Source organism: Flavimaribacter sediminis (assembly GCF_019492055.1).
Lineage (GTDB): Bacteria > Pseudomonadota > Alphaproteobacteria > Rhizobiales > Rhizobiaceae > Flavimaribacter > Flavimaribacter sediminis.
The window spans coordinates 540,236-560,434 of record NZ_JAICBX010000001.1 but is presented as its reverse complement, the minus strand read 5'-3'; the positions used below and the strand labels follow the sequence as shown (position 1 = coordinate 560,434).

Annotated in this window: 23 protein-coding genes; 2 read left to right on the top strand and 21 right to left on the bottom strand. The window is 60.5% G+C overall.

Going from position 1 to position 20,199, the window contains the following annotated elements:
• Positions 1–13 precede the first annotated feature (13 nt).
• Positions 14–634 carry a TetR/AcrR family transcriptional regulator gene (locus K1W69_RS02685; protein WP_220226786.1) on the bottom strand — a complete coding sequence of 207 codons (621 nt, stop codon included), beginning with the start codon at positions 632–634 and terminating at the stop codon, positions 14–16.
• Between the two features lie 49 nt (positions 635–683).
• Here K1W69_RS02685 and K1W69_RS02680 point away from each other — a divergent pair, with 49 nt between their 5' ends.
• Together K1W69_RS02680 and K1W69_RS02675 are read left to right on the top strand one after the other, a co-directional pair.
• A complete protein-coding gene (locus K1W69_RS02680) occupies positions 684–1,136 on the top strand; it encodes a VOC family protein (RefSeq protein WP_220226785.1) in 453 nt (150 codons plus the stop codon).
• The gene (locus tag K1W69_RS02675) at positions 1,133–1,519 is read left to right on the top strand and encodes a cupin domain-containing protein (RefSeq protein ID WP_220226784.1); all 387 of its coding nucleotides are present in this window, start codon (positions 1,133–1,135) and stop codon (positions 1,517–1,519) included. The genes K1W69_RS02680 and K1W69_RS02675 overlap by 4 nt, the downstream gene beginning before the upstream one ends.
• 221 nt (positions 1,520–1,740) lie before the next feature.
• Here the strand turns inward: K1W69_RS02675 and K1W69_RS02670 are convergent, their stop codons facing one another.
• The 20 genes from K1W69_RS02670 to K1W69_RS02575 form a co-directional block, all read right to left on the bottom strand.
• Positions 1,741–2,067 carry a BrnT family toxin gene (locus tag K1W69_RS02670; protein WP_220226783.1) on the bottom strand — a complete coding sequence of 109 codons (327 nt, stop codon included), beginning with the start codon at positions 2,065–2,067 and terminating at the stop codon, positions 1,741–1,743.
• Between the two features lie 196 nt (positions 2,068–2,263).
• A complete protein-coding gene (locus tag K1W69_RS02665; RefSeq protein WP_220226782.1) occupies positions 2,264–2,551 on the bottom strand; it encodes a helix-turn-helix domain-containing protein in 288 nt (95 codons plus the stop codon).
• Positions 2,544–2,909 (bottom strand): type II toxin-antitoxin system RelE/ParE family toxin, encoded by a 366-nt coding sequence (locus tag K1W69_RS02660; protein WP_258570776.1) that lies wholly within the window; start codon positions 2,907–2,909, stop codon positions 2,544–2,546. The genes K1W69_RS02665 and K1W69_RS02660 overlap by 8 nt, the downstream gene beginning before the upstream one ends.
• 114 nt (positions 2,910–3,023) lie before the next feature.
• Entirely contained in the window at positions 3,024–3,413 is a 390-nt protein-coding gene (locus K1W69_RS02655; RefSeq protein WP_220226781.1) for a RidA family protein, read from the bottom strand.
• Between the two features lie 54 nt (positions 3,414–3,467).
• A complete protein-coding gene (locus K1W69_RS02650) occupies positions 3,468–4,154 on the bottom strand; it encodes an ABC transporter ATP-binding protein (RefSeq protein WP_220227807.1) in 687 nt (228 codons plus the stop codon).
• The gene (locus tag K1W69_RS02645) at positions 4,151–4,900 is read right to left on the bottom strand and encodes an ABC transporter ATP-binding protein (protein WP_220226780.1); all 750 of its coding nucleotides are present in this window, start codon (positions 4,898–4,900) and stop codon (positions 4,151–4,153) included. The genes K1W69_RS02650 and K1W69_RS02645 overlap by 4 nt, the downstream gene beginning before the upstream one ends.
• Positions 4,893–5,873, bottom strand: a complete 981-nt coding sequence (locus tag K1W69_RS02640) for a branched-chain amino acid ABC transporter permease (protein ID WP_220226779.1) — start codon at positions 5,871–5,873, stop codon at positions 4,893–4,895. The genes K1W69_RS02645 and K1W69_RS02640 overlap by 8 nt, the downstream gene beginning before the upstream one ends.
• A gap of 8 nt (positions 5,874–5,881) precedes the next feature.
• A complete protein-coding gene (locus tag K1W69_RS02635) occupies positions 5,882–6,802 on the bottom strand; it encodes a branched-chain amino acid ABC transporter permease (RefSeq protein WP_220226778.1) in 921 nt (306 codons plus the stop codon).
• A gap of 67 nt (positions 6,803–6,869) precedes the next feature.
• Positions 6,870–8,015: an ABC transporter substrate-binding protein gene (locus K1W69_RS02630; RefSeq protein ID WP_220226777.1), complete on the bottom strand. Its 1,146-nt coding sequence runs from the start codon at positions 8,013–8,015 to the stop codon at positions 6,870–6,872.
• A gap of 22 nt (positions 8,016–8,037) precedes the next feature.
• Complete coding sequence (locus K1W69_RS02625) at positions 8,038–9,672, bottom strand: AMP-binding protein (RefSeq protein ID WP_220226776.1); 1,635 nt, start codon at positions 9,670–9,672, stop codon at positions 8,038–8,040.
• The gene (locus tag K1W69_RS02620) at positions 9,669–10,841 is read right to left on the bottom strand and encodes an acyl-CoA dehydrogenase family protein (protein ID WP_220226775.1); all 1,173 of its coding nucleotides are present in this window, start codon (positions 10,839–10,841) and stop codon (positions 9,669–9,671) included. Before K1W69_RS02620 ends, K1W69_RS02625 begins: the two co-directional genes overlap by 4 nt.
• Positions 10,841–11,653 (bottom strand): enoyl-CoA hydratase family protein, encoded by an 813-nt coding sequence (locus K1W69_RS02615; RefSeq protein ID WP_220226774.1) that lies wholly within the window; start codon positions 11,651–11,653, stop codon positions 10,841–10,843. The genes K1W69_RS02620 and K1W69_RS02615 overlap by 1 nt, the downstream gene beginning before the upstream one ends.
• The gene (locus K1W69_RS02610) at positions 11,650–12,126 is read right to left on the bottom strand and encodes a MarR family winged helix-turn-helix transcriptional regulator (protein ID WP_220226773.1); all 477 of its coding nucleotides are present in this window, start codon (positions 12,124–12,126) and stop codon (positions 11,650–11,652) included. The genes K1W69_RS02615 and K1W69_RS02610 overlap by 4 nt, the downstream gene beginning before the upstream one ends.
• Entirely contained in the window at positions 12,123–12,884 is a 762-nt protein-coding gene (locus K1W69_RS02605; protein WP_220226772.1) for an SDR family NAD(P)-dependent oxidoreductase, read from the bottom strand. Before K1W69_RS02605 ends, K1W69_RS02610 begins: the two co-directional genes overlap by 4 nt.
• 2 nt (positions 12,885–12,886) lie before the next feature.
• A complete protein-coding gene (locus K1W69_RS02600) occupies positions 12,887–15,172 on the bottom strand; it encodes a bifunctional salicylyl-CoA 5-hydroxylase/oxidoreductase (RefSeq protein ID WP_220226771.1) in 2,286 nt (761 codons plus the stop codon).
• A 138-nt stretch (positions 15,173–15,310) separates the two neighbouring features.
• Entirely contained in the window at positions 15,311–16,303 is a 993-nt protein-coding gene (locus K1W69_RS02595; RefSeq protein WP_220226770.1) for an ornithine cyclodeaminase family protein, read from the bottom strand.
• The gene (locus K1W69_RS02590; protein ID WP_220226769.1) at positions 16,300–17,154 is read right to left on the bottom strand and encodes an alpha/beta fold hydrolase; all 855 of its coding nucleotides are present in this window, start codon (positions 17,152–17,154) and stop codon (positions 16,300–16,302) included. Before K1W69_RS02590 ends, K1W69_RS02595 begins: the two co-directional genes overlap by 4 nt.
• The gene (locus K1W69_RS02585; protein WP_220226768.1) at positions 17,151–18,602 is read right to left on the bottom strand and encodes a M81 family metallopeptidase; all 1,452 of its coding nucleotides are present in this window, start codon (positions 18,600–18,602) and stop codon (positions 17,151–17,153) included. Before K1W69_RS02585 ends, K1W69_RS02590 begins: the two co-directional genes overlap by 4 nt.
• 66 nt (positions 18,603–18,668) lie before the next feature.
• Positions 18,669–19,196, bottom strand: a complete 528-nt coding sequence (locus K1W69_RS02580; RefSeq protein WP_220226767.1) for a TRAP transporter small permease — start codon at positions 19,194–19,196, stop codon at positions 18,669–18,671.
• Between the two features lie 20 nt (positions 19,197–19,216).
• Positions 19,217–20,197, bottom strand: coding sequence for a TRAP transporter substrate-binding protein (locus K1W69_RS02575; RefSeq protein ID WP_220226766.1), 981 nt, complete (start codon positions 20,195–20,197; stop codon positions 19,217–19,219).
• Positions 20,198–20,199 lie beyond the last annotated feature (2 nt).

The following is a 20,199-nucleotide window of genomic DNA, read 5'->3' as shown; positions in this document are numbered from 1 at the left end:
AAGAGTGAGAAGCTTATTTCACGGAGGAACTGCGGCTGCAACCCGACAGCAAGCGGTCGATGAGGTCGACCGACCGGTCCGTGTAATCGCGATCAAGCGGTTTACCGGTGAGCAGGCGATAGAAAAGCGGCGCATAGAGGAAATCGAGCACCTGTTCGACATTTGTGTCGCTTGCGATCTCCCCTCGCTTGACCGCGACCGCCAGAATGTCCCTGCCGATCGCACGGCTGCCTTCGATGATCTGTCCGCGAAACGCCTTTGACAATTCGCTTTCGGTATCGGCGGAGGCCATTGTCGAAACGATCTGGCGCCCCCTGTTCGTCGAAAAAACAGCGACGACATCCGCCATATGAGTTTTCAGCGCGGACCCGAGCGAAGGAGCCTCGACCAGTTCCAGATCTCGAAAGCTGGTGCGCGAAATCAGCGCCGCCATCGCCAGTTCCTGGGCGTTCGCCCAATAGCGATAGATCGTCGGCTTGCCTACGCCCGCTTCCGCGGCGACCGCCTCGACTGTGAGACGTCCGGGACCGCGCTCCATCAGCATGCGATAGGCCGCGTCAAGAATCGCTCGTCTCGCCCCCTCGTCACGCGGCCGTCCGGGTTTTCGTTTGCGATGTCCACTGTCTTGACTCATTATAAAACGAAACGTAACGTAATATGAAAATTTGTCAAGGAGAGCGCCAATGCCTGCGATTAAAGCCACACGCGTCTGCCCCTATCTGGTCGTCAAGGATTGCAATGACGCCCTCGCCTTCTACCGGGAGGCCTTCGGAGCGGTGGAAACCTACCGGCTGAACGACCCTGTCGACGGTCGTATCGGCCATGCCGAGATCACGATCGGGGAAACGTGTCTGATGCTCGCCGACGAGTATCCGGATTTCGGCGCGCTCAGCCCCGACAGCATCGGCGGATCGCCGGTCAAGATGCATCTGGAGGTCGATGACTCCGAGGCGTTTCTCGACCATGCCGTCGCCGCCGGCGCGACGGTTCTGCGCCCGCTCCGCGACGAGTTCTTTGGATACCGCACCGGCCTGGTCGCGGATCCCTTCGGCTATAGCTGGTTCATCGCTTCGAAGATCGAAGACGTGAGCGCCGAGGAAGCCCAAAAACGCTGGAACGAGACGGTAAGCCGATGACGTCGATCATGCTCGCGGCCGGTGAAGGCCGACGCTATGCGATGGGCAAGCTGACGGCCGTTTTCAAAGCGGACGAGGAGGAAACCGGATGCCGTTACAGCGCTTCGGAATGGTGGATGGAGCCTGGGTTCGAAGGCGTGGGTCCACACAGCCATGACGAGAATGACGAAATCTTTCTCGTCATTGAGGGAGCGCCGGAAATCCTCGTCGGCGACGCCTGGCGCGCATTGGAAAAAGGCGCGTTCGTTCGTATTCCAGCCAACATCATGCACGACTTCCGCAACCGATCCGACAAGAAGGCGGCGCTGTTCAATTTCTTCATTCCAGGTGGCTTCGAGCGGTCAATGCCGCAGATTGTCAAATGGTTTGAAGAACAGGCATAGTGGACGGCTATTTGAGGACGCGTTGGATGGCCTCACGGAGCCCACGCCGAAACAGGCGATCACGTCCTTCGAAACTTGAGCCGGAACCCCTGAACGGGCTGTCCGGCAGACCTGGATCAGACCAGTCCGCCTTTGAGCCGAATGCGAGTTTGATCGTCCGGCGGCGCGAAAGATCGTATCGCGTCAGATCCTCGTCATCGACGAAGCGCCTGGCGTCCTCGTCAGATTCCAGCGAAGGCAAGGGTCGGCGCGTCACCGTCCGTCTCAAATTCATAGTATCTGACTTCCTTCCTGCGCAGGTAGCGGGCGCTGATCGGCCGGACAAGCGACAGACTTCCGAAACGGCTCATGCGGAACACCACAAAGACCGGCTGGCCGGATTTGCTGTATCCGATCGCCTTGAACCTCGGTTCGCGGTTCCGATCTTCGGGTTCGTCAAATACCGTCAATTCTCCGACGAAAACCGATTCAATTTCAGCTCTCGTCAACCCGTGCCCGGCGCAGACGGGCCAGTTGCCCCGGTCCCAGTCAAATCCGTCTACCGTCATCAATCCGCTTCAGAATATAAAAACCAGAATTTCAACAAGTGCATGCAAAATGGCGCGCCGGACTATCACCAGTCCGGCATTTAAACAACTCCAAACATTTGGGGTTCCGTGCGCTCTGTCCGACGCCAAGCATCACGCAGGCCCTTCACGGCCATGCGCGGGATTTGCCTGGACGCTTGAGGCTTGCCTCATCCTGTCAGGTAAGTTCGACGATGAGCGACCGTCCGACAGCAGACGCCGCCTTGACGAGCGTATCGAGCTGAACCCTGTCGTTTTCGGGATCAAGTAAACGGGAAAGCTGGCTGGCGCTTGTCTTCATGCGCCGAGCCATCTCGGACTTGGTTATTCTCTGCTGTCGCATCTCGCGTTCGATCTGAAACGCGATAGAACGCTTGATCGCAACTGCGTTCACCTCGTCAAACAGGCCGTCTTCCTTCAGAAATTCATCAAGCGAACTCCCGATATGAGGATTGGTCTCACTCATGTCCAAGCACCTCTTTCATACGTTGAACGGCAGTCTTCAGATCCTTGTCCGGTGTCTTCCGGGTCTTTTTGATAAACCCGTGCAGCAGCACCATTCGCCGGCCAACGATCACAAAGAATATACGTGCTATGCGGCGATCCGAAATACTGGAACGCACCTCATACAAACCCCGCACTCCCTGCATCGGCGAACATTTCGGTTTCCCGACCGGCCATTCAAACTCAAGGGTGGCGATATCTTCGCCGATTGCCTTTCGATCCTGCTTGTCCAGGTCTAGAAGCCAGCTCCTGACCGGTTCATTCCCGGAAAGAGACCGATAGAACATCGCCTGCAGGGTCTTTCTCTGCAAACCTACCAAATATTTCTAACCTTATAAAGTACACCATACACGGTAATATCACAAAAGTACGAAATGCAGCTACATTCAATACGCTGACCCTAGCAGGCGATTCCGGCAAAGCAAAACCCGCTATTATTCCACCACGGCTGTGGCCTCGATCTCGACCTTGGCGCGGTCTTCGATAAGGGCTGTCACCTGGACCACGGCCATTGCCGGGAAGTTGCGGCCCATCACGCGCCGGTAGGCTTGTCCAAGCTCCTTCTGGCGCGCGACGTATGCGCGCTTGTCGGTGATGTACCAGGTCAGGCGGACGATATGCTCTGGTCCCGCGCCGTCCACTGCAAGGATGTCGATGATGTTCTGCAGGGTCTGCTCGCACTGGCCGACGAAATCGTCTGTCTCGAACTCCTGGTCGCCGTTCCAGCCGATCTGTCCGCCGGTCACGATGATCCGGCCCGACGCTGATATGCCGTTGGAATATCCCCTGGCCGGCTTCCAGCCTTCCGGTTGAAGGAACTTCATGATCCCATACTCTTCATTTGCGATTCCTCCTCAAGGCTCTCAGCCGCAGCCTGTTCACACGCCGAGATAACGGTCGCGTATGTCGTCGGACAGGGCGGACGGCTCTCCGGTCCACACGCTCTTTCCCCGCTCCAGAATTGTGCAGCGATCGACGACCTTCAGCAATTCCTTCAACGTCTTGTCGACGATGAGAATGGATTGCCCTTCTGTTTTCAGCATACTGATCGCCGCCCAGATCTCCTGGCGTATCACAGGCGCCAGACCTTCCGTCGCCTCGTCCAGGATCAACAGGGCCGGGTTCGTCATCAGCGCCCGTCCAACCGCCAGCATCTGCTGTTCTCCGCCTGAAAGCGTGTTCGACATCTGGTTGCGGCGCTCGGCGAGCCGCGGGAACAGCCGGTTCACCCTGTCGAGCGTCCATGGCCCGGGCGTTGCAGCCACGAGCAGGTTTTCCATCACGCTCAGATTGCCGAAGCAGCGCCGCCCTTCAGGCACCAGCCCGATGCCGAGGCGCGCCACCCTGTGCGGTTTCAAGCCTTCGAGATTCTTGCCGCGAAACCGCACCGCGCCCGACCGGCAGGGCGTCAACCGGCAAAGCGACCGTATCGTCGTGGTCTTGCCCATGCCGTTGCGGCCCATAAGAGCGACGACTTCACCTTCGTCCATGGCGAAATCGACGCCGAACAGAGCCTGCGAACGGCCGTAGAATGTTTCAAGTCCGGCGATCTCGAGAAGCATCAGTCTTCCTCCCCGAGATAGGCTTCGCGGACTTGCGCATTGTTGCGGATCTCTTCGACGGCGCCGGTAGCGATGACATTGCCGTAAACGAGAACGGAAATCCTGTCGGCCAGCGAGAACACGGCTTCCATGTCGTGCTCGATCAGCAGGATCGGAACCTTGTGCCGCAGGGCGTCGAGGAAGGACGTGAGCTGTTTCGAACCTTCCGGCCCCATGCCCGCCATCGGCTCGTCGAGAAGCAGGAGTTTGGGGCGCAGGGCCAGAGCCATCGCCATTTCAAGCTGTCGGCGCTCGCCGTGGGAAAGTTCCGCGGCAACAATGTCCGCGCGATCGGAGAGTCCGACTTCTTCCAGAACCGCGCGGGCGGCGTCTATCAGCCGCCGGTCTTTCATCACCGGGCGGAAAAATCGATAGCTCGATCCGTCGACCGCCTGCACCGCCAGCATGACATTGCGCAGCGCGGAGAATTCGGGCGCGATGGACGAGACCTGGAAGGTCCGGCCGAGCCCGCACTGGGCCCGCTCGGCAACGGATAGCGGCGCAAGATCACGCCCGAGAAACCGTATTGTTCCGGAATCCGGACGCAGGAGCCCGGAGATCTGCTGGATCAGGGTCGATTTGCCGGCGCCATTGGGCCCGATCAGCGCATGGATTTCTCCGTCACGCACATCGAGACTGACATTATCGGTCGCCTTCAGCGCGCCGAACTGCTTGTTGAGGCCGTCTATCCGGAGAACCGCGTCAGCCATGGCGCGCCCTCCCTGCGACAAGGCCGATCAGACCGCCGCGGGCAAACAGCACAACGCAGAGCAGGACGAGACCAAGGAAGAGCTGCCAGTGTTCGGTGACGCCTCCCAGATAGAATTCGAAGACGATAAAGAGCGCCGCGCCAGCCACGGGTCCGAACAACCGCCCGACGCCGCCGAGGATAACGAAGACCATGATCTCCCCGGACATGTGCCATGACAAAGACGACGGGCTGACGAAGCGATTGAGATCGGCGTAGAGCGCGCCGGCGAGCCCCGTGATCGCGGCCGAGATGACAAAGGCGACAAGGCGGATTTTGAACGGCGCGATGCCGGTCGACGCCAACCGCACCTCGTTCTGTCGCGCGACCTGCAACGCCGCGCCGAACCGGGAGTCGCGAACAAGCATCGACAGAACCAGGCAGACGATCAGGACTGCGTAGCAGATGAGGAAGAAGCTCATCGGGTTCATTGTGTTGACGCCCGGAAAGCCATTGCGGACATAGATCGAAAGGCCGTCCTCGCCGCCGTAGGCCGGCCAGGAAATTGCGAAGTAGTAGATCATCTGCGCGAAGGCGAGCGTGATCATGATGAAATAGACGCCGGATGTCCTGAGCGCGATCGAGCCGATGGCGAGCGCAAGCAATGCGCAGACGACCAGGGCGACAGGCCAGATGACGAGCATCTGGTTGGTTCCTTCGATCGTCACCGGCCATGAAATCAGCGGCTCATAGTTGAAGGCGTGCTGGGAGAGTATCCCGGCCACATATCCACCGACGCCAAAGAAGGCTGCGTGACCAAAAGACACCATCCCGCCGAAACCGAGCGCGATGTTCAGCCCGACGCCGGCAAGGGCCAGAATGGCGACACGAGTGGCGAGGCTTACATAGAAAGGCTCGTCCATCTGCAGAGCGATGTACGGCGCCGCCAGCAAAGCCAGAAGAAGGACGGCGTTGAATATGGATTCTCGGCTCATCATGGGCTTCACGCACGCGCCGCGAACAGGCCCTGGGGCCGCAGCGCCAGGATCAGCGCCATCAATATATAGATCGCCATGGAGGCGAGCGCAGAGCCGACCGAATTCGCCTGCGAGGGCGGCATGAACAACTCGAAGAACTCCGGCAGCAGGAAGCGTCCCATCGTATCGACGACGCCGACAAGGATTGAACCGATCAGCGCGCCCTTGATCGAGCCGATGCCGCCGATCACGATCACCACGAAGGCGAGGATCAGGACCGGCTCGCCCATGCCGACCTGCACGGACTGCAAGGCGCCGACCATGGCCCCGGCAAAACCGGCGAGCGCCGCGCCAAGCGCAAAGACGACCGTATAGAGATTGCGGATATCGACCCCAAGAGCGGCGATCATTTCACGGTCGGACTCGCCCGCGCGGATGCGCATGCCGAGCCTGGTTCTGGAAATCAGAAGGTAAAGACCGAAGGCGATCGCCAGTCCGACGATGATGATGGCCAGACGATACACCGGATACTGGCTGCCGCCCGGCAGCGCCACGGCTCCCTGCAGAACCTCTGGAATATCGAGATAGAGCGGGAAGGACCCAAAGACCCAGCGCGTGCCTTCGGAAAAGATCAGGATCAGCGCGAAAGTCGCCAGCACCTGGTCCAGGTGATCGCGATCATAGAGACGCCGGATAACCGCGATTTCAATGATTGCGCCGGCGGCGGCAGCGCCTGCAAGGCTTGCGATCAGACCAAGCCAGAAGGAACCGGTCGCCGTCGCGACCGTGGCGCAGAAAAACGCCCCGATCATGTAAAGCGATCCGTGCGCCAGATTGATCAGCCCCATGACGCCGAAGACCAGCGTCAGTCCCGCCGCCATGAGAAACAGCATGACTCCGAACTGGACGCCGTTGAGCAATTGCTCTGTCAGCAGCGCAAGATCCATTGGACGATCAGTCTTTTAGAGATGGAAGGGCATGCGGGCCCGGCTATCGGGCCCGCAACGGCTTCAATTACATCTTGCAGTCTTTTGCATAGGCGTCCGAATGGTTTTCGAGGCCCATGCCGACGATCTTGTTGGTCAGCACGTCGCCTTCCTTGACGACTTCGCGGACGTAGATGTCCTGGATCGGATGGTTGTTGTTTGCGAACTCGAAATCGCCGCGGACACTGTCGAAATCAGCCTCTTTGAGAGCCGCGCGGAATGCGTCCATATCCTTCACGTCTGCCTTGTTCATGGCCGACAGGATAAGATTGGCCGCATCGAAGCCCTGGCTTGCGTAGAGCGACGGCAGGCGGCCATATTCCTTCTGGAATTCCTCAACGAACTGCTTGTTGGCCGGATTGTCGATATCCTTGGACCACTGCGACGTATTCTTGACGCCGAGAGCAGCGTCGCCAACGGCGCCGAGAATGCCCTGATCGAAGGAGAAAGCCGGTCCCAGAACCGGTTTATCAACGCCCGACTGGGCGTATTGCTTCATGAAGGCGATACCCATGCCGCCCGGCAGGAAGAAATAGACGCTGTCGGCGTCGGAAGCGCGGATCTGCGCGATTTCGGCGGCGTAGTCGGTCTGGCCGAGCTTGGTGTAGACCTCGTCAGCGACGTCGCCCTCGTAGAAGCGCTTGTAGCCGGTCAGGGCGTCCTTTCCGGCCGGGTAGTTCGGAGCAAGAATGAAGCTTTTCTTGTAACCGGCGGTGTTTGCATAGGCGCCCATGGCCTCATGCAGATTGTCGTTCTGCCATGCGGCGTTGAAATAGTTCGGATTGCAGCCGGCGCCGGCGAGCTGCGACGGACCAGCGTTCGGAGAGATGTAGATCACGTCCTGCGCAACCGCGCCCGGAACGACGGCCATCGCCAGGTTGGACCAGATGATGCCGGTCAGAATGTCAACCTTGTCGGCCTGAATCATCTTGTCAGCAAGCTGGACGGCGAGTTCCGGCTTGCGGGCGTCGTCTTCAACGATCACTTCCAGATCGTCGTTGCCGGCTAGTTTGGCTGCCAGCATGAAGCCGTCGCGCACATCGACGCCAAGACCGGCGCCGCCGCCGGACAAGGTGGTGATCATGCCGACCTTCACTGGCTCGGCCGTGGCTACGGCCACGCTGGCTACGCTCATGGAAAGCCCGATCAGGCTTGCAGCTATCAGTTTCTTCATGACAGTTCCTCTCTTGTTTTGGCTATGTGTTGTTGTGTTTCAGGCGGAAACGCTGAATCTTGCCAGTTTGCGTTTTCGGCAATTCCTTGATGAACCGAATGGAACGCGGATATTTGTAGGGCGCAATGGTCGCCTTGACATGATCCTGCAGCCGTTTGGCCGTATCTTCGTTTTCCAGAATCCCCTCTACCAGAACGATATGCGCTTCAACGATCTGCCCACGCTCCTCGTCGGCAACGCCGATCACGCCGCATTCGGCGACATCGACATGCGCAAGCAGAGCCGCCTCGACTTCCGGCCCGGCTATGTTGTAGCCCGATGAAATGATCATGTCATCGGATCGCGCGAGAAAATGAAACATTCCCTCCTCGTCTTGCATGAAGGAGTCGCCCGTCAGGTTCCATCCATCCCGCACATACTCGGTCTGGCGCTTGTCGGCGAGATAGCGGCAACCGGTTGGTCCGCGCACAGCGAGACGCCCGGGCGCACCGCGCGGCGCCTCGTTCATGTCGTCGTCGACGATTTTCGCCTGATAACCGGTGACGGGCCACCCGGTCGATCCGGCCATCGAGTGACCGAGACGATTGGAAATGAAGATATGCAGCATTTCGGTTGCGCCGATGCCGTCGAGAAGCGGTTTGCCGGTCTTGCTCATCCAGGCGTCGTAGACGGGGGGCGGCAGCGTCTCGCCAGCCGAAACGGCGCAGCGCAGCGAAGAAAGGTCTGCGCCTTCCTCCATGGCGGCGAGCATCGCACGGTAGGCGGTGGGCGCGGTAAAGCAGATCGTCGCCTTGTAGGTCTGGATGATCTCGATCATGTTTGGCGGAGTGGCGGATTCCAGCAGGGTCGCCGCGGCGCCAAAACGCAAGGGAAAGATCGCCAGACCGCCGAGGCCGAAAGTGAAAGCGAGCGGCGGCGAACCGACGAAGACATCATCGGGCGTAACGCCCAGCACCTCTTTCGCGTAGCCGTCGGCGATGATCAGCAGGTCGCGATGAAAATGCATCGTCGCCTTGGGTTCGCCGGTCGTGCCGGATGTAAAGCCAAGCAGCGCAACGTCGTCACGGCCAGTTTTGACCGCTTCGAAACGCACCGGCTTGTTGAGCGCGATGCGGTCGAGTTCGGCGTCATGATTGGCGGTGCCGTCGAACCCCACGACCTTGGCGAGGTGCTTGCTGTCCTTGGCGCAAAGCACGAGTTCGTCCATCAGGCGCGTATCGCAGAGGGCCAGTCCGATTTCGGCCTTGTCGACGATCTTCGCAAGCTCGGAAGCCCGCAACATGGGCATGGTGTTGACGACGACGGCGCCCGCCTTGGTCGCCGCAAGCCAGCAGGCGACCATCGCCGGATTGTTGGCCGAGCGGATCAGAACCCGGTTGCCCGGCTTGACGCCATAATCCTCGACCAGCGCATGGGCGATGCGGTTTGTCCAGTCGGCGAGCTCCTTGTAGGTCCGCCTGCGGCCGTTTCCGATGAGGGCGGTGTGATCGCCAAACCCCTGCTCGACCATACGGTCGGTCATCTCGACGCCGGCGTTCAGGTATTCTGGATAGGGAAAATCATCGAGAAGCAGATCCGGCCACTCATCGAACGGCGGCAGATTGTCCCTTGCGAACGTATCCAGATGCGCAGAGGGACCGAGTTGAATGTCGCTCATGGTGCGGCTCCTGTAGCGGCTTGCAGCGCCTGTCGGGCAATGATGACTTTCTGGACGTCGGACGCGCCCTCGTAAATGCGCAGAGCCCGTATCTCGCGATAGAGGCTCTCGGTTATATGACCCTTGCGCACCCCGTCGCCGCCATGGATCTGCACAGCCTTGTCGATGACCGATTGCGCCTTGTCGGTGGCGTAGAGCTTGGCCATTGCCGCCTCGCGCGTTATGCGCGGCGCGCCATTGTCGCGGGTCCAGGCGGCGCGATAGATGAGCAGAGCGGCGGCATCGATGTCGAGCGCCATGTCGGCGATATGACCCTGGACCATCTGCAGTTCGGAGAGCGGCGCGCCAAAGAGCTCGCGGTTGGCGGCGCGCGCCAGAGTCTCGTCAAGCGCCCGCCTTGCGAAGCCGAGCGCAGCGGCGCCGACAGTGGAGCGAAAGACGTCAAGCACGGACATGGCGATACGGAACCCTTCGCCCGGCCGGCCGATCATTGCGGAGGCCGGCAACCGGCAATCGACGAAGGCCAGCCGCGCCAGCGGATGCGGCGCGATCACTTCCAAACGTTCGGTGACATTGAGACCCGGCGTGTCGGCGGAAACCAGAAAGGCGCTGACCCCGCGAGCGCCCTCGCCTTCGCCGGTGCGCGCGAAAACCGTGTAGACGTCGGCGATTCCGCCATTCGATATCCAGGTCTTTTCGCCGTTCAGAACATAGTCGTCGCCGTCCCTGACTGCCGAAAGCTCAAGATTGGCGACGTCGGATCCGGATCGCGGCTCGGACAGCGCAAAAGCGGAGATCGCATCGCCGGCGCGCGTGCGCGGCAGCCAGGCGCGTTTCTGCGCATCGGTTCCGAACAGCGATATCGCGCCCGTGCCGAGCCCCTGCATGGCGACGACGAAATCGGCGAGACCGTCATGACGCGCCATGATTTCACGCATCAGGCAGATGGTGCGCACATCGATGCCGGAATTCTCTTCATCCGGATCGATCGCGGTGTGCTTGAGAAAGCCGGCGTCGCCGATCAGCTTCACGAGCCCGCGGCAGGCCGCGTCCGTATCAGAATGGTCGATCGTGACGAGCGCATTGGCCGCCCATTGGTCGAGTTCATCATGAAACGCCGCGTGACGGCTTTCGAAGAAGGGCCAGTCAAGGAAGGTGCGATCGGCCATCAGTCGCCCTCGAAGACCGGTTTTTCCCTGGCGACGAAGGCGTCGTAGGCGCGCTTGAAATCAGCGGTCTGCATGCAGATCGCCTGGGCCTGGGCCTCCGCCTCGATCGCCTCGTCGATCGACATCGACCATTCCTGTTTGAGCATGGTCTTGGTCATCATGTGACCGAAGGTCGGCCCGGCTGCGAGTTTCTGCGCAAGCGTGACGGCTTCGGCTTCCAGTTCGCCTGCCTCAACGACGCGATTGAAGAAACCCCACCGCTCGCCTTCTTCCGCCGACATGCTGCGGCCCGTGTAGAGCAGCTCTGACGCGCGCCCCTGGCCGATGATGCGCGGCAGGATCGCGCAGGCGCCCATGTCGCAGCCGGCGAGCCCGACGCGGGTGAAGAGAAAGGCCGTTTTCGCCGCCGGCGAAGCCAGCCGCATATCGGAGGACATTGCGATGATGGCGCCGGCCCCGACGCAAACGCCGTCAACGGCGGCGATAACCGGCTTGCCGCATCCGATCATCGCCTTGACGAGATCGCCGGTCATCCGGGTGAAGGCCAGAAGCTCCTTCATGCTCATCGAAATCAGCGGCCCGATAATGTCGTGCACATCGCCGCCCGAACAGAAATTGCCGCCGTTCGAGCCGAAGACGACGGCGTCCACGTCATCGGCGTAGACGAGCGCGCGAAAACAGTCGCGCAGTTCGGCGTAGCTGTCGAAGGTCAGCGGATTCTTGCGATCCGGCCTGTCGAGCGTGACGATGGCGACCGTGCCGTCCATCCTCCAGTTGAAATGCTCAGGCGCGAACGAAGCCATCGTTGTCATGTGACCTTTCTCCCATTGATCGAAACATCCCCCAGCAGGGCAAGCAGTCGGGCGGCGTCCTCATCGTCGAGCGAGCCCAGCATGGAATTGACCCAGCCTTCGTGAACCTCGGCCATCATTGCGAAGGATTTCCGCCCGTCCTCGGTCAATCTGACCTGCATGGCGCGCCGGTCTCCCTCGACCGGGATCCGCACGACCTGGCCGTCCTGAACGAGCCGCTCGATAATGCCGGTCACATTGCCGTTCGACACCATCAGCGCCTCGGAGAGCTCGGACATCTTCATGCCCTCTCCCTTGCGATAAAGGGCGGCAAGCACGTCGAACCGCGGCAGGGTGGTGGAAAACTCCACGCGCAATCGTTCGCGGATTTCGCTCTCGATGCGCCGCGACAGTTTCAGCAGACGGATCCAGATACGCAGCCTCTGCTTTGCGTCCAAATCCGCGACCGGCGCCGTTTCCAGTTCCAGGTTCATATGGCGGCGCCGGACAAAACGATGGCCTGACCGTTGACGGACTCCGAATTGGGACCGCACAGCCACAACACGGTCTGCGCCACTTCAACCGGCTGGATGAAGCGACCCGACGCCGTGCCTTTCAGAATGGCGTTGGCCGCCTCGTCCCGGCTCATGCCGGTTTTCTCGCGAATGTTGGACAGCGTGCGCTCCAGCATCGGCGTTTCCGTATAGCCGGGACAAATGGCGTTGACCGTGATCCCCGACTTCGCAAGCTCGATCGACATCGACTTGGTGAGGCCGACGACGCCATGCTTGGAAGCGGTATAGGCCGCAGTGTAGGCTGAGCCGCGCAGGCCGGCGATAGAAGCGATCGGTATCATGCGGCCCCAACCCTTCTCCTGCATGTCGGACAGCGCCGCCTTCAGCGTCAGGAACACGCCGGTGAGGTTGACGTCGATCATCCGTTTCCAGGCGTCGAGATCGAGCTTTGCGAATGAATGGCTTTCCGCCGCGCCCGCATTGGCCACGACGATGTCGGCAGGGCCGGAATGGTCGCGCATCTTTGCAAAGGCGGCGTCGACAGACGCCGGGTCGGTGACGTCGCATTCGACGGTGGAGATCAGCGCTGTCTGTTCGGCGACCTCGGCCAAGGCTTCCTTGCGACGGCCGCTGATCGTAACGCGCGCGCCCGCTTCGGCGAGCGCCAGCGCCACCGCCGCGCCGACGCCTGTGCCGCCGCCAGTCACCAATGCATGTTTTCCGGAAAGATCGCTCATGGTCACACCTTCATCGTCAGGGCCTCGCCGCGCTCGGCAAGACGGGCCATCTGGTCACGGCCGGCAAGATAGGGCGATGGCCACGCGGTTTCGCCGTCCTTCAGCGCGACGGCGGCGTGCAACGTCCAGTAGGGATCGGAAAGATGCGGCCGGGCGAGACAGACAAGGTCCGCGCGACCGGCCATCAGGATCGAATTCACATGATCGGGTTCGTAGATGTTGCCGACAGCCATCGTCGCCATACCGGCTTCGTTGCGGATGCGATCGGAAAACGGCGTCTGGAACATGCGGCCATAGACCGGTTTTGCGAGGATCGACGTCTGCCCTGCGGAGACGTCGCATATATCCACGCCGGCCTCGTCCAGCATGCGCGCGATCTCGACCGCCTCGTCAGGAGTGACGCCGCCGTCGCCGACCCAGTCGTTGGCGGAAATGCGAACGGAAATCGGCTTGCCTTCCGGCCAGACGGCGCGAATGGCGTGGTACACTTCCAGCGGATAGCGCATGCGGTTTTCAAGGCTGCCGCCGTACTCATCGTCGCGCCTGTTGGTCAGCGGCGTGATGAAAGCGGACAGCAAATAGCCATGGGCGGCATGGATTTCCAGCATATCGAAGCCGCACCGCTCCGCCATTTCGGCTGAGGCGACGAACTGGTCGCGCACCAGGTCCATGTCCACCCTGCTCATTGGCTTGGGCGTCTGGTTGCGTTCGGACCATGCGACGTCCGACGGCGCCATCAGGTCCCAGTTGCCGTCGAGCAACGGCGCGTCGATTTCCTCCCATCCAAGCTGGGTCGAGCCCTTGGCGCCGGAATGGCCAAGCTGGACGCAGACCTTCGCATCGGTTTCGGCGTGCACGAAATCGACGATGCGCTTCCACATGGCTTCATGTTCCGGGGCATAGAGGCCGGGACAGCCAGGCGTGATGCGACCCTCAGGACTGACGCAAGTCATCTCGGTATAGACAAGACCCGCTCCGCCCTTGGCTCTTTCACCGTAATGGACCAGGTGCCAGTCTGTCGGACAGCCGTCGACCGCCTTGTATTGCGCCATGGGCGAGACCACGACACGGTTCTTGAGCGACAGGTCGCGCAGGCGATAGGGCGCGAACATCGGCGCACGGTGACTGTTGCTGCCCGCCTGTTGCTGAAACCAGCCTTCTGCGCGACGCATCCATTCGGGATCGCGCATGCGCAGGTTCTCGTGGCTGATCCGCTGCGAGCGCGTCAGCAGCGAATAGTTGAACTGCACCGGATCGAGATGCAGGTAGCGCTCGACATTCTCGAACCATTCGGTGGAGTTGCGCGCCGCCGACTGGAGCCGCAGAACTTCGACGCGCCGCTCGTCTTCGTAGCGGTCGAACGCCGTCTGCATCGACTGTTCAGTGTGGAGATAGCCGGCGAGCGCAATGGCGCTTTCCATCGCGAGCTTGCTGCCCGAGCCGATCGAGAAATGGGCCGTCGCCGCAGCATCGCCCAGCAGCACGATGTTTTCGTGCGACCAGCGTTCGCACAGCACGCGCGGGAAGTTGATCCAGGCCGAACCGCGCACGTGATTGGCGTTCGACATGAGGCCGTGGCCGCCAAGATAGTTTGCGAAGATCCGCTCGCAGGCAGCGACGGACTCTTCCTTCGACATGTCGCCGAAACCGAATTTCTCCCACGTCTCCTCGCGACACTCCACAATGAAGGTCGCGGTGTCGTCATCGAACTGGTAGGCGTGCGCCCAGACCCAGCCATGCTCCGTTTCCTCGAAGATGAAGGTAAAGGCGTCGTCGAATTTCTGGTGGGTGCCGAGCCAGACGAACTTGCATTCGCGCACGTCGATATCCGGCTTGAACGCGGCTTCGTAGCGGCTGCGCGTCTTCGAATTCAATCCGTCCGACGCGACGACTAGATCATAATCGGCGGCAAGTTTCTCGATGTCGTCCACTTCCGTCTCGAAGCGCAACTCGATGCCCAGTTCACGCGCCCTGGCCTGCAGGATCAAAAGCAGTTGCTTGCGGCCGATGCCGCAGAAACCATGACCGGTGGACAGTTCACGGACGCCGCGATAGTGGACTGCGATATCGTCCCAATAGGCGAAATGCTTGCGGATCTCGGCAGCGCTGACGGCGTCATTGGCCTCAAGATTGTCGAGGGTCTCGTCGGAAAGGACAACGCCCCAGCCGAAGGTGTCGTCAGGACGGTTCCGCTCGATGACGACGATCTCGTGGTCCGGATCGCGCAGCTTCATGCTGATCGCGAAATACAGGCCGCCCGGCCCTCCTCCAAGACATGCGATACGCATTCAGCCCTTCCCCGTGTGTTTGGCTGTTCCCGCGGGACAGCTCTTGTTCACCGAGGACAGGCTGCCACCGATCCATATTTATTTCAAGCTTAAAATTTTTAAGCTGCGTGAAATCAAGACACGCATCATGCACTGCGATCAGAGCGCTACTTTTGAACCAATGCCGGCGGACAGGGCCTGTTCGTAAATCCAGGAGGCGGCCGCAAGATCCTGCGCGACGACGCCGAGCGATCTGTAGAGCGTGATTTCGCTGTCAGCGCGCCTGCCCTTGACCTTTTCGGAAAGGACTTCTCCGATCTCGCCGCGAATATGATCTTGTTCAATCAGTCCCTTCTCGATCGCCTCCATCACTTCGCCTGCCGCCGTCAGGGTCGAATCGCGATAGTCCACGAACAGCGCGGAGCGGGCGACGAGTTCCGGATGGATTTCGCGCATGGACGGGATGGACGAGCCGACAATATTGAGATGAGTCGACGGCTTGACCCATTCTGTCTCTATGAACGGTTCCGCCGACGCGGTCACCGTGCACACCACATCGGCTTCGCCGAGTGCCTTTTCGAAATCGGAACCGGGAACGAATGAGGCGTTCGCATGCCTGAGACTGGCGCGATGGGCGAGCGCTTCGGCCTTGCCGAAATCGCGACCGGCGATGTGCACGACGTCAAATTTGCGGACGGCCAGCATGGCGTCGATATGGTGGTCGGCCTGCTCTCCGGTTCCGATGATTGCCAGAACCGAGACCTTTTGTCTCGCCAGGGCGCGGGTGGCGACCGCGCTCGCCGCCGCGGTGCGCAGGGCGGTCAGAAGGTCTGCGTTCATCATGGCGACTGCGCCGCCGTACTCGCTGTCGAACAGCACCATGGCGCCCTGGTGGGAGGAATATCCGTATTTGGGATTTTCAGGATAAAGACTGAGCATCTTCATTCCGAAATACCGTTTGCCGCCTTCGCTCTGCGTCAGCATGGCGCCCGGCATGACGCCCATCCTGTTGGGAGCGCCGACATCAACCGTGAACCGGCGCGGAATATTCACTTTTCCGTCAGAGACGTCGATCATGACTTTTTCGACAACGTCGATCGCCGTCTTCATCGAAAACAGCTTGTCCACGTCCTCGTTCGACAGAATTATCATCTTTCGCGCATCTCGCCCCTGCCCCAGACGGCCCCGTCCTCGACAAGGCCCAGCCGTTCCTCCAGAAGGGCGGTGTAGTCCGCCGGACGCACAACGTAGGGGAAATGACCGCCCCCGAGAAAACGGTAGGATACAGCAGGTCCGGCGAATGCGCGAACCGCGTCGCGAACAGGCGCCGGAATAAGCGGATCATCTGACGCTTCTATCGTGCAGATGCGATCGGCGAGCAATTCGATGCGCGGTAGAGGCGGCGCATATTTAATGGCCATCAGGCGCGATCTCAGATTGGGTTCGGGAATGCCGCCATTGACGTCTTCCATCAGCATGCCGATCAGGGGGGCGAGAGACGGATCGGCCTCGACCGATTTGGACATGCCTTCCGAGAAACCCTTGCGGATGAGTTCGATCGGCGTATTGGCGAGATCTAGCGCATAGGGCGGCGCCTGAACGGCGAATTCCGTCGACGACAATGTGTTGGCGGCAAAAATGCTTTCGCAACGCTGCGGCCTCGTGGCTGCGAAATATTGCACGAAATAGCCGCCAAGGGAGGAACCCAGGATATGCGCGCTGTCGAAGCCCGCATTGTCCATGAGGATCTCGAGATCGGACGACCATTCCTCGATATCGTGGCTGTCGGGATAGGTGAGCGCGAGGATTTGCACCCTGTCTTTCAACGCCTCGATCTGCTGCCAGAAAATCTCGGCCTTGCCGAGCGTGCCCGGAATGAGAACAAGCGCCGGACCGCTGTCGCCGACCCTTATGGAACCCCATTGACGCGGCCCGAACGTCGTCTGCTCAACCGGATTGGCTGCGACAAAGGCGTTGCGGGATTCGATAAATGGATTGGTCATAGTTCGAGATCCTCGACAACCGGCCAGTAATTGCGTTCCCTTTTCGTGTAGGGAATGATTTTGAAATCAGGCGTTATGGAGCCTGGCGTCGCAACATAGATAACCTCGGACGCGATCGGCGAAAACCCTGCGTAGAAATGCTGCGATGATTTCACCACAACCATATGACATGCCGCGAGGTCGACGCCCATCGCCGTGAAGGCTTCCGGATGGAAAGTCTGGGTGCGAATATCGTTGACGATCAGATCGACGCCGTTGGTCCTGAGCCACACGGCGTTGCCGATCGGCGACGGCGTGGGGCCGAAATGCTGCTGGACATCGTCGCGGATCGCCATGACCTTCGCCCTGATGTCCACGGGATCGCCCGACATCGGGCTGCATTTGCCGCCAAGCCGAAGATCCAGTTCGGCGCCCTCGCCCGCCTCGCGGCATATGCGCACGACGATCGGATCCCAGAACAGGCCCATGGCGACGTCCGCCAAACCACGACGCAGGACTTCCGCCAGCATGAAAGTCGCGTCGCTGGAGGCGCCGCCGCCCGGATTGTCCGCGGTGTCCGCAAGCACCACCGGTCCTTTGAGCTTCTGCGCCTGATCGAGGGCCTCATGCAGATCGGGGTATTCGCGCTTGAGTTCCCAGCGCATGTCGAAGAGTTTCCGGCCGAATGTCTCGGCTGTGCGCTGCGCCAGCGACGCGACCCCGTCGGCAATGGCGACCATGCGCGTTCCGACGCGCGGGCTGTCGCCCCAGGGAAACCCGTGGGCCAGCGACAGGGACAGGACGCCGTCCTTGCCTTCCGCCGCCTTCATCGCATCGACAAATCCGCGCATGGGTTCGCGCGGCGTGTGATAGGCGCAGATCATGCGGCAGTCGAAATCCGCCATTACCGGTTTCGTGGCGCCTTCAGCCGCCGAAACGGCAAGCCCGAACAGCTCTTCGGCGCGCTCCGGAATGTCCGTGTGGGGATACTCCTTGAAGCAGACAAGGAGATTGGCGTTTTCCAGCATTCTTTCCGTGAGGTGACAATGCGGGTCGAGTTCGGCGCCGATAATTGTTTTCTCGCCGCAAATCTGGCGCGCGCGACTGATGATGTCGCCCTCGCAGTCATCATAACCGTCGGCGATCATCGCGCCGTGCATACCGAACAGCACGACATCGACCTCGCCCGCATCCTTCAGGTTCTGCAACAATTCATCGCGCAATTCTTCATAGACCGGCTTGACGGTTGGTCCACCCGGTTGGGCGTAGGCGAAGAGGCCTTCTATCACCTCGTGACCGGCGGCTTTCGCCATGCGACGCCAGAAATGAAGCGGTGCGCTGAACGGCTCGGCCTGTTTCGCCGTCGCGTCGCCATGGGCGATCATGCCTTCTTCGAAACTGATCATTCCTGTGGGCAGAGGCGCGAAGGAGTTGGTCTCCGTTGCAATGCCTCCAATGAATACTTTCATGCTGGCTGCTCCTGAATGCGCAGATGGGATGGGAGAGCTGTCTCTCCCTTCAGATGTGTAGAGTCTTCACTCGCCTGCCGCGGAAATCCGGCTAAGGCGCGTGAGAACATCGGCGATCACGTGAATAACGATAAAGGCGAACGCTATGGGGATAGCCGCGGTGAAAAACACCATCGGCACGCCCAGCATCTCGGCCTCCCGGCCGAGTGTTCGCGCCAGAAACCCCTTGGCGATATTCATGCCTCGGCCGAAGAAGGAATAGTAAAGTATCGGCGCAACGAAGATGAAAACGCCAGCGGCGCGAACCAGAGCGAGGGCGAGACCACGCCCGCCCTCGCGTTTGACCATGTCGGGAAACAGCGTCGGATCCTGTTTCATGCGAAACGCCGCGGAGGCGCCAAGAAGGCCGGCCCAGACCATTGCGTAGCGAGCCGTTTCCTCGGTCCAGATCGGCGGGGCGTCAAAAATGTACCGGGCGATCACCTGGAACCCCGCAGAGGCGACCATGACGATAATCGCCAGGGCCGCCCCGGTCAGGGCAACGCCATTCAAGGTCGACGATATCCTGTCGACGATTTCCGTCGCTGAGCGCATCGCCCGGTTCCCGACTTTGCTTACTTCGTCTTCGCTTTGACCCAGGCGTCGATCTGTTCTGCCGTGAGCTGGCCTTTCTTGTAGACCGCTTCCGACGCCTTGATGAATTCGTCGCGTGCTTCATCGCTGAGTTCCACGACTTCGACGCCGGCTTCGCGCAGCTTGCCGAGAATACCGGAACGGCCGCTCAGCCAGTCGCGGTTGGCCTTGTCGGCGGCCTTGACCGCGTCATCGACCGTCTTGCGTTCCTCATCGGTCAGACCTTCATACCAGTCTTCCGATGCGATCACGATGCGAACCGATTGCGAGATGTTGGCGTCGGTGAAGTGCTTGATGAAGTCTGTGTGGCCAAACATCAGCGGCACGAAGGGCGGATTGAGATAGCCGTCGGCGACCCCGGTCTGAAGGGCGTTCGGCACCTCGGCCCAGCTGACGACGGTTCCCGTCGATCCCCAGGATTCGAACAGGTCTATCTGGGTTTCGTCGAGCGCACGCATGCGCAGGTCTCCGAGATCGGCCATCGTGTTGACCGGATGCTTGGTGTTGAAGATCCCTGTGCCGACGCCGACGCTGTCGACAGCGAGAACCCTGACGCCCTTCGGCGTGGTGCCCTCGTTGATCTTCGCCAGCATGCCGCCGTCGTAAAGCGCGGTGTCGACTTGAGCCATGTCAGTGAAGAAGTAGGGCAGATAAAGACCGAAAATCAGGCTATCGAGCCCGCCAGCCGACTTCACCGGCGCCATCGCGACCTCGACAAGTCCCTGCGAGACCTGATCAAGCAGTTCGTCGTCGCCGCCAAGCGCGCCGCGCTGATATTCTTCAGCTTCCATGCCGTGTTCGTTGAGATATTTCACGAACGTATTGGCCCAGACATAGCTGCCGGACTGTTCCAGATCGGGCGGGCTGTCCAGCGCCACCTTGACCGTATCCGCGGCCATTGCCTGACCGACTGTCAAGGCCAGCCCGAACAGGGCCGACGTTGCGAGAGATGCATATTTCATTT

Bases quoted from the DNA above. Each gene is read 5' to 3' on its own strand.
- K1W69_RS02685 (WP_220226786.1), bottom strand. From the start codon at position 634: ATGAGTCAAGACAGTGGACATCGCAAACGAAAACCCGGACGGCCGCGT.
- K1W69_RS02680 (WP_220226785.1), top strand. From the start codon at position 684: ATGCCTGCGATTAAAGCCACACGCGTCTGCCCCTATCTGGTCGTCAAG.
- K1W69_RS02675 (WP_220226784.1), top strand. From the start codon at position 1,133: ATGACGTCGATCATGCTCGCGGCCGGTGAAGGCCGACGCTATGCGATG.
- K1W69_RS02670 (WP_220226783.1), bottom strand. From the start codon at position 2,067: ATGACGGTAGACGGATTTGACTGGGACCGGGGCAACTGGCCCGTCTGC.
- K1W69_RS02665 (WP_220226782.1), bottom strand. From the start codon at position 2,551: ATGAGTGAGACCAATCCTCATATCGGGAGTTCGCTTGATGAATTTCTG.
- K1W69_RS02655 (WP_220226781.1), bottom strand. From the start codon at position 3,413: ATGAAGTTCCTTCAACCGGAAGGCTGGAAGCCGGCCAGGGGATATTCC.
- K1W69_RS02645 (WP_220226780.1), bottom strand. From the start codon at position 4,900: ATGGCTGACGCGGTTCTCCGGATAGACGGCCTCAACAAGCAGTTCGGC.
- K1W69_RS02640 (WP_220226779.1), bottom strand. From the start codon at position 5,873: ATGAGCCGAGAATCCATATTCAACGCCGTCCTTCTTCTGGCTTTGCTG.
- K1W69_RS02635 (WP_220226778.1), bottom strand. From the start codon at position 6,802: ATGGATCTTGCGCTGCTGACAGAGCAATTGCTCAACGGCGTCCAGTTC.
- K1W69_RS02630 (WP_220226777.1), bottom strand. From the start codon at position 8,015: ATGAAGAAACTGATAGCTGCAAGCCTGATCGGGCTTTCCATGAGCGTA.
- K1W69_RS02625 (WP_220226776.1), bottom strand. From the start codon at position 9,672: ATGAGCGACATTCAACTCGGTCCCTCTGCGCATCTGGATACGTTCGCA.
- K1W69_RS02620 (WP_220226775.1), bottom strand. From the start codon at position 10,841: ATGGCCGATCGCACCTTCCTTGACTGGCCCTTCTTCGAAAGCCGTCAC.
- K1W69_RS02615 (WP_220226774.1), bottom strand. From the start codon at position 11,653: ATGACAACGATGGCTTCGTTCGCGCCTGAGCATTTCAACTGGAGGATG.
- K1W69_RS02610 (WP_220226773.1), bottom strand. From the start codon at position 12,126: ATGAACCTGGAACTGGAAACGGCGCCGGTCGCGGATTTGGACGCAAAG.
- K1W69_RS02605 (WP_220226772.1), bottom strand. From the start codon at position 12,884: ATGAGCGATCTTTCCGGAAAACATGCATTGGTGACTGGCGGCGGCACA.
- K1W69_RS02600 (WP_220226771.1), bottom strand. From the start codon at position 15,172: ATGCGTATCGCATGTCTTGGAGGAGGGCCGGGCGGCCTGTATTTCGCG.
- K1W69_RS02595 (WP_220226770.1), bottom strand. From the start codon at position 16,303: ATGATAATTCTGTCGAACGAGGACGTGGACAAGCTGTTTTCGATGAAG.
- K1W69_RS02590 (WP_220226769.1), bottom strand. From the start codon at position 17,154: ATGACCAATCCATTTATCGAATCCCGCAACGCCTTTGTCGCAGCCAAT.
- K1W69_RS02585 (WP_220226768.1), bottom strand. From the start codon at position 18,602: ATGAAAGTATTCATTGGAGGCATTGCAACGGAGACCAACTCCTTCGCG.
- K1W69_RS02580 (WP_220226767.1), bottom strand. From the start codon at position 19,196: ATGCGCTCAGCGACGGAAATCGTCGACAGGATATCGTCGACCTTGAAT.
- K1W69_RS02575 (WP_220226766.1), bottom strand. From the start codon at position 20,197: ATGAAATATGCATCTCTCGCAACGTCGGCCCTGTTCGGGCTGGCCTTG.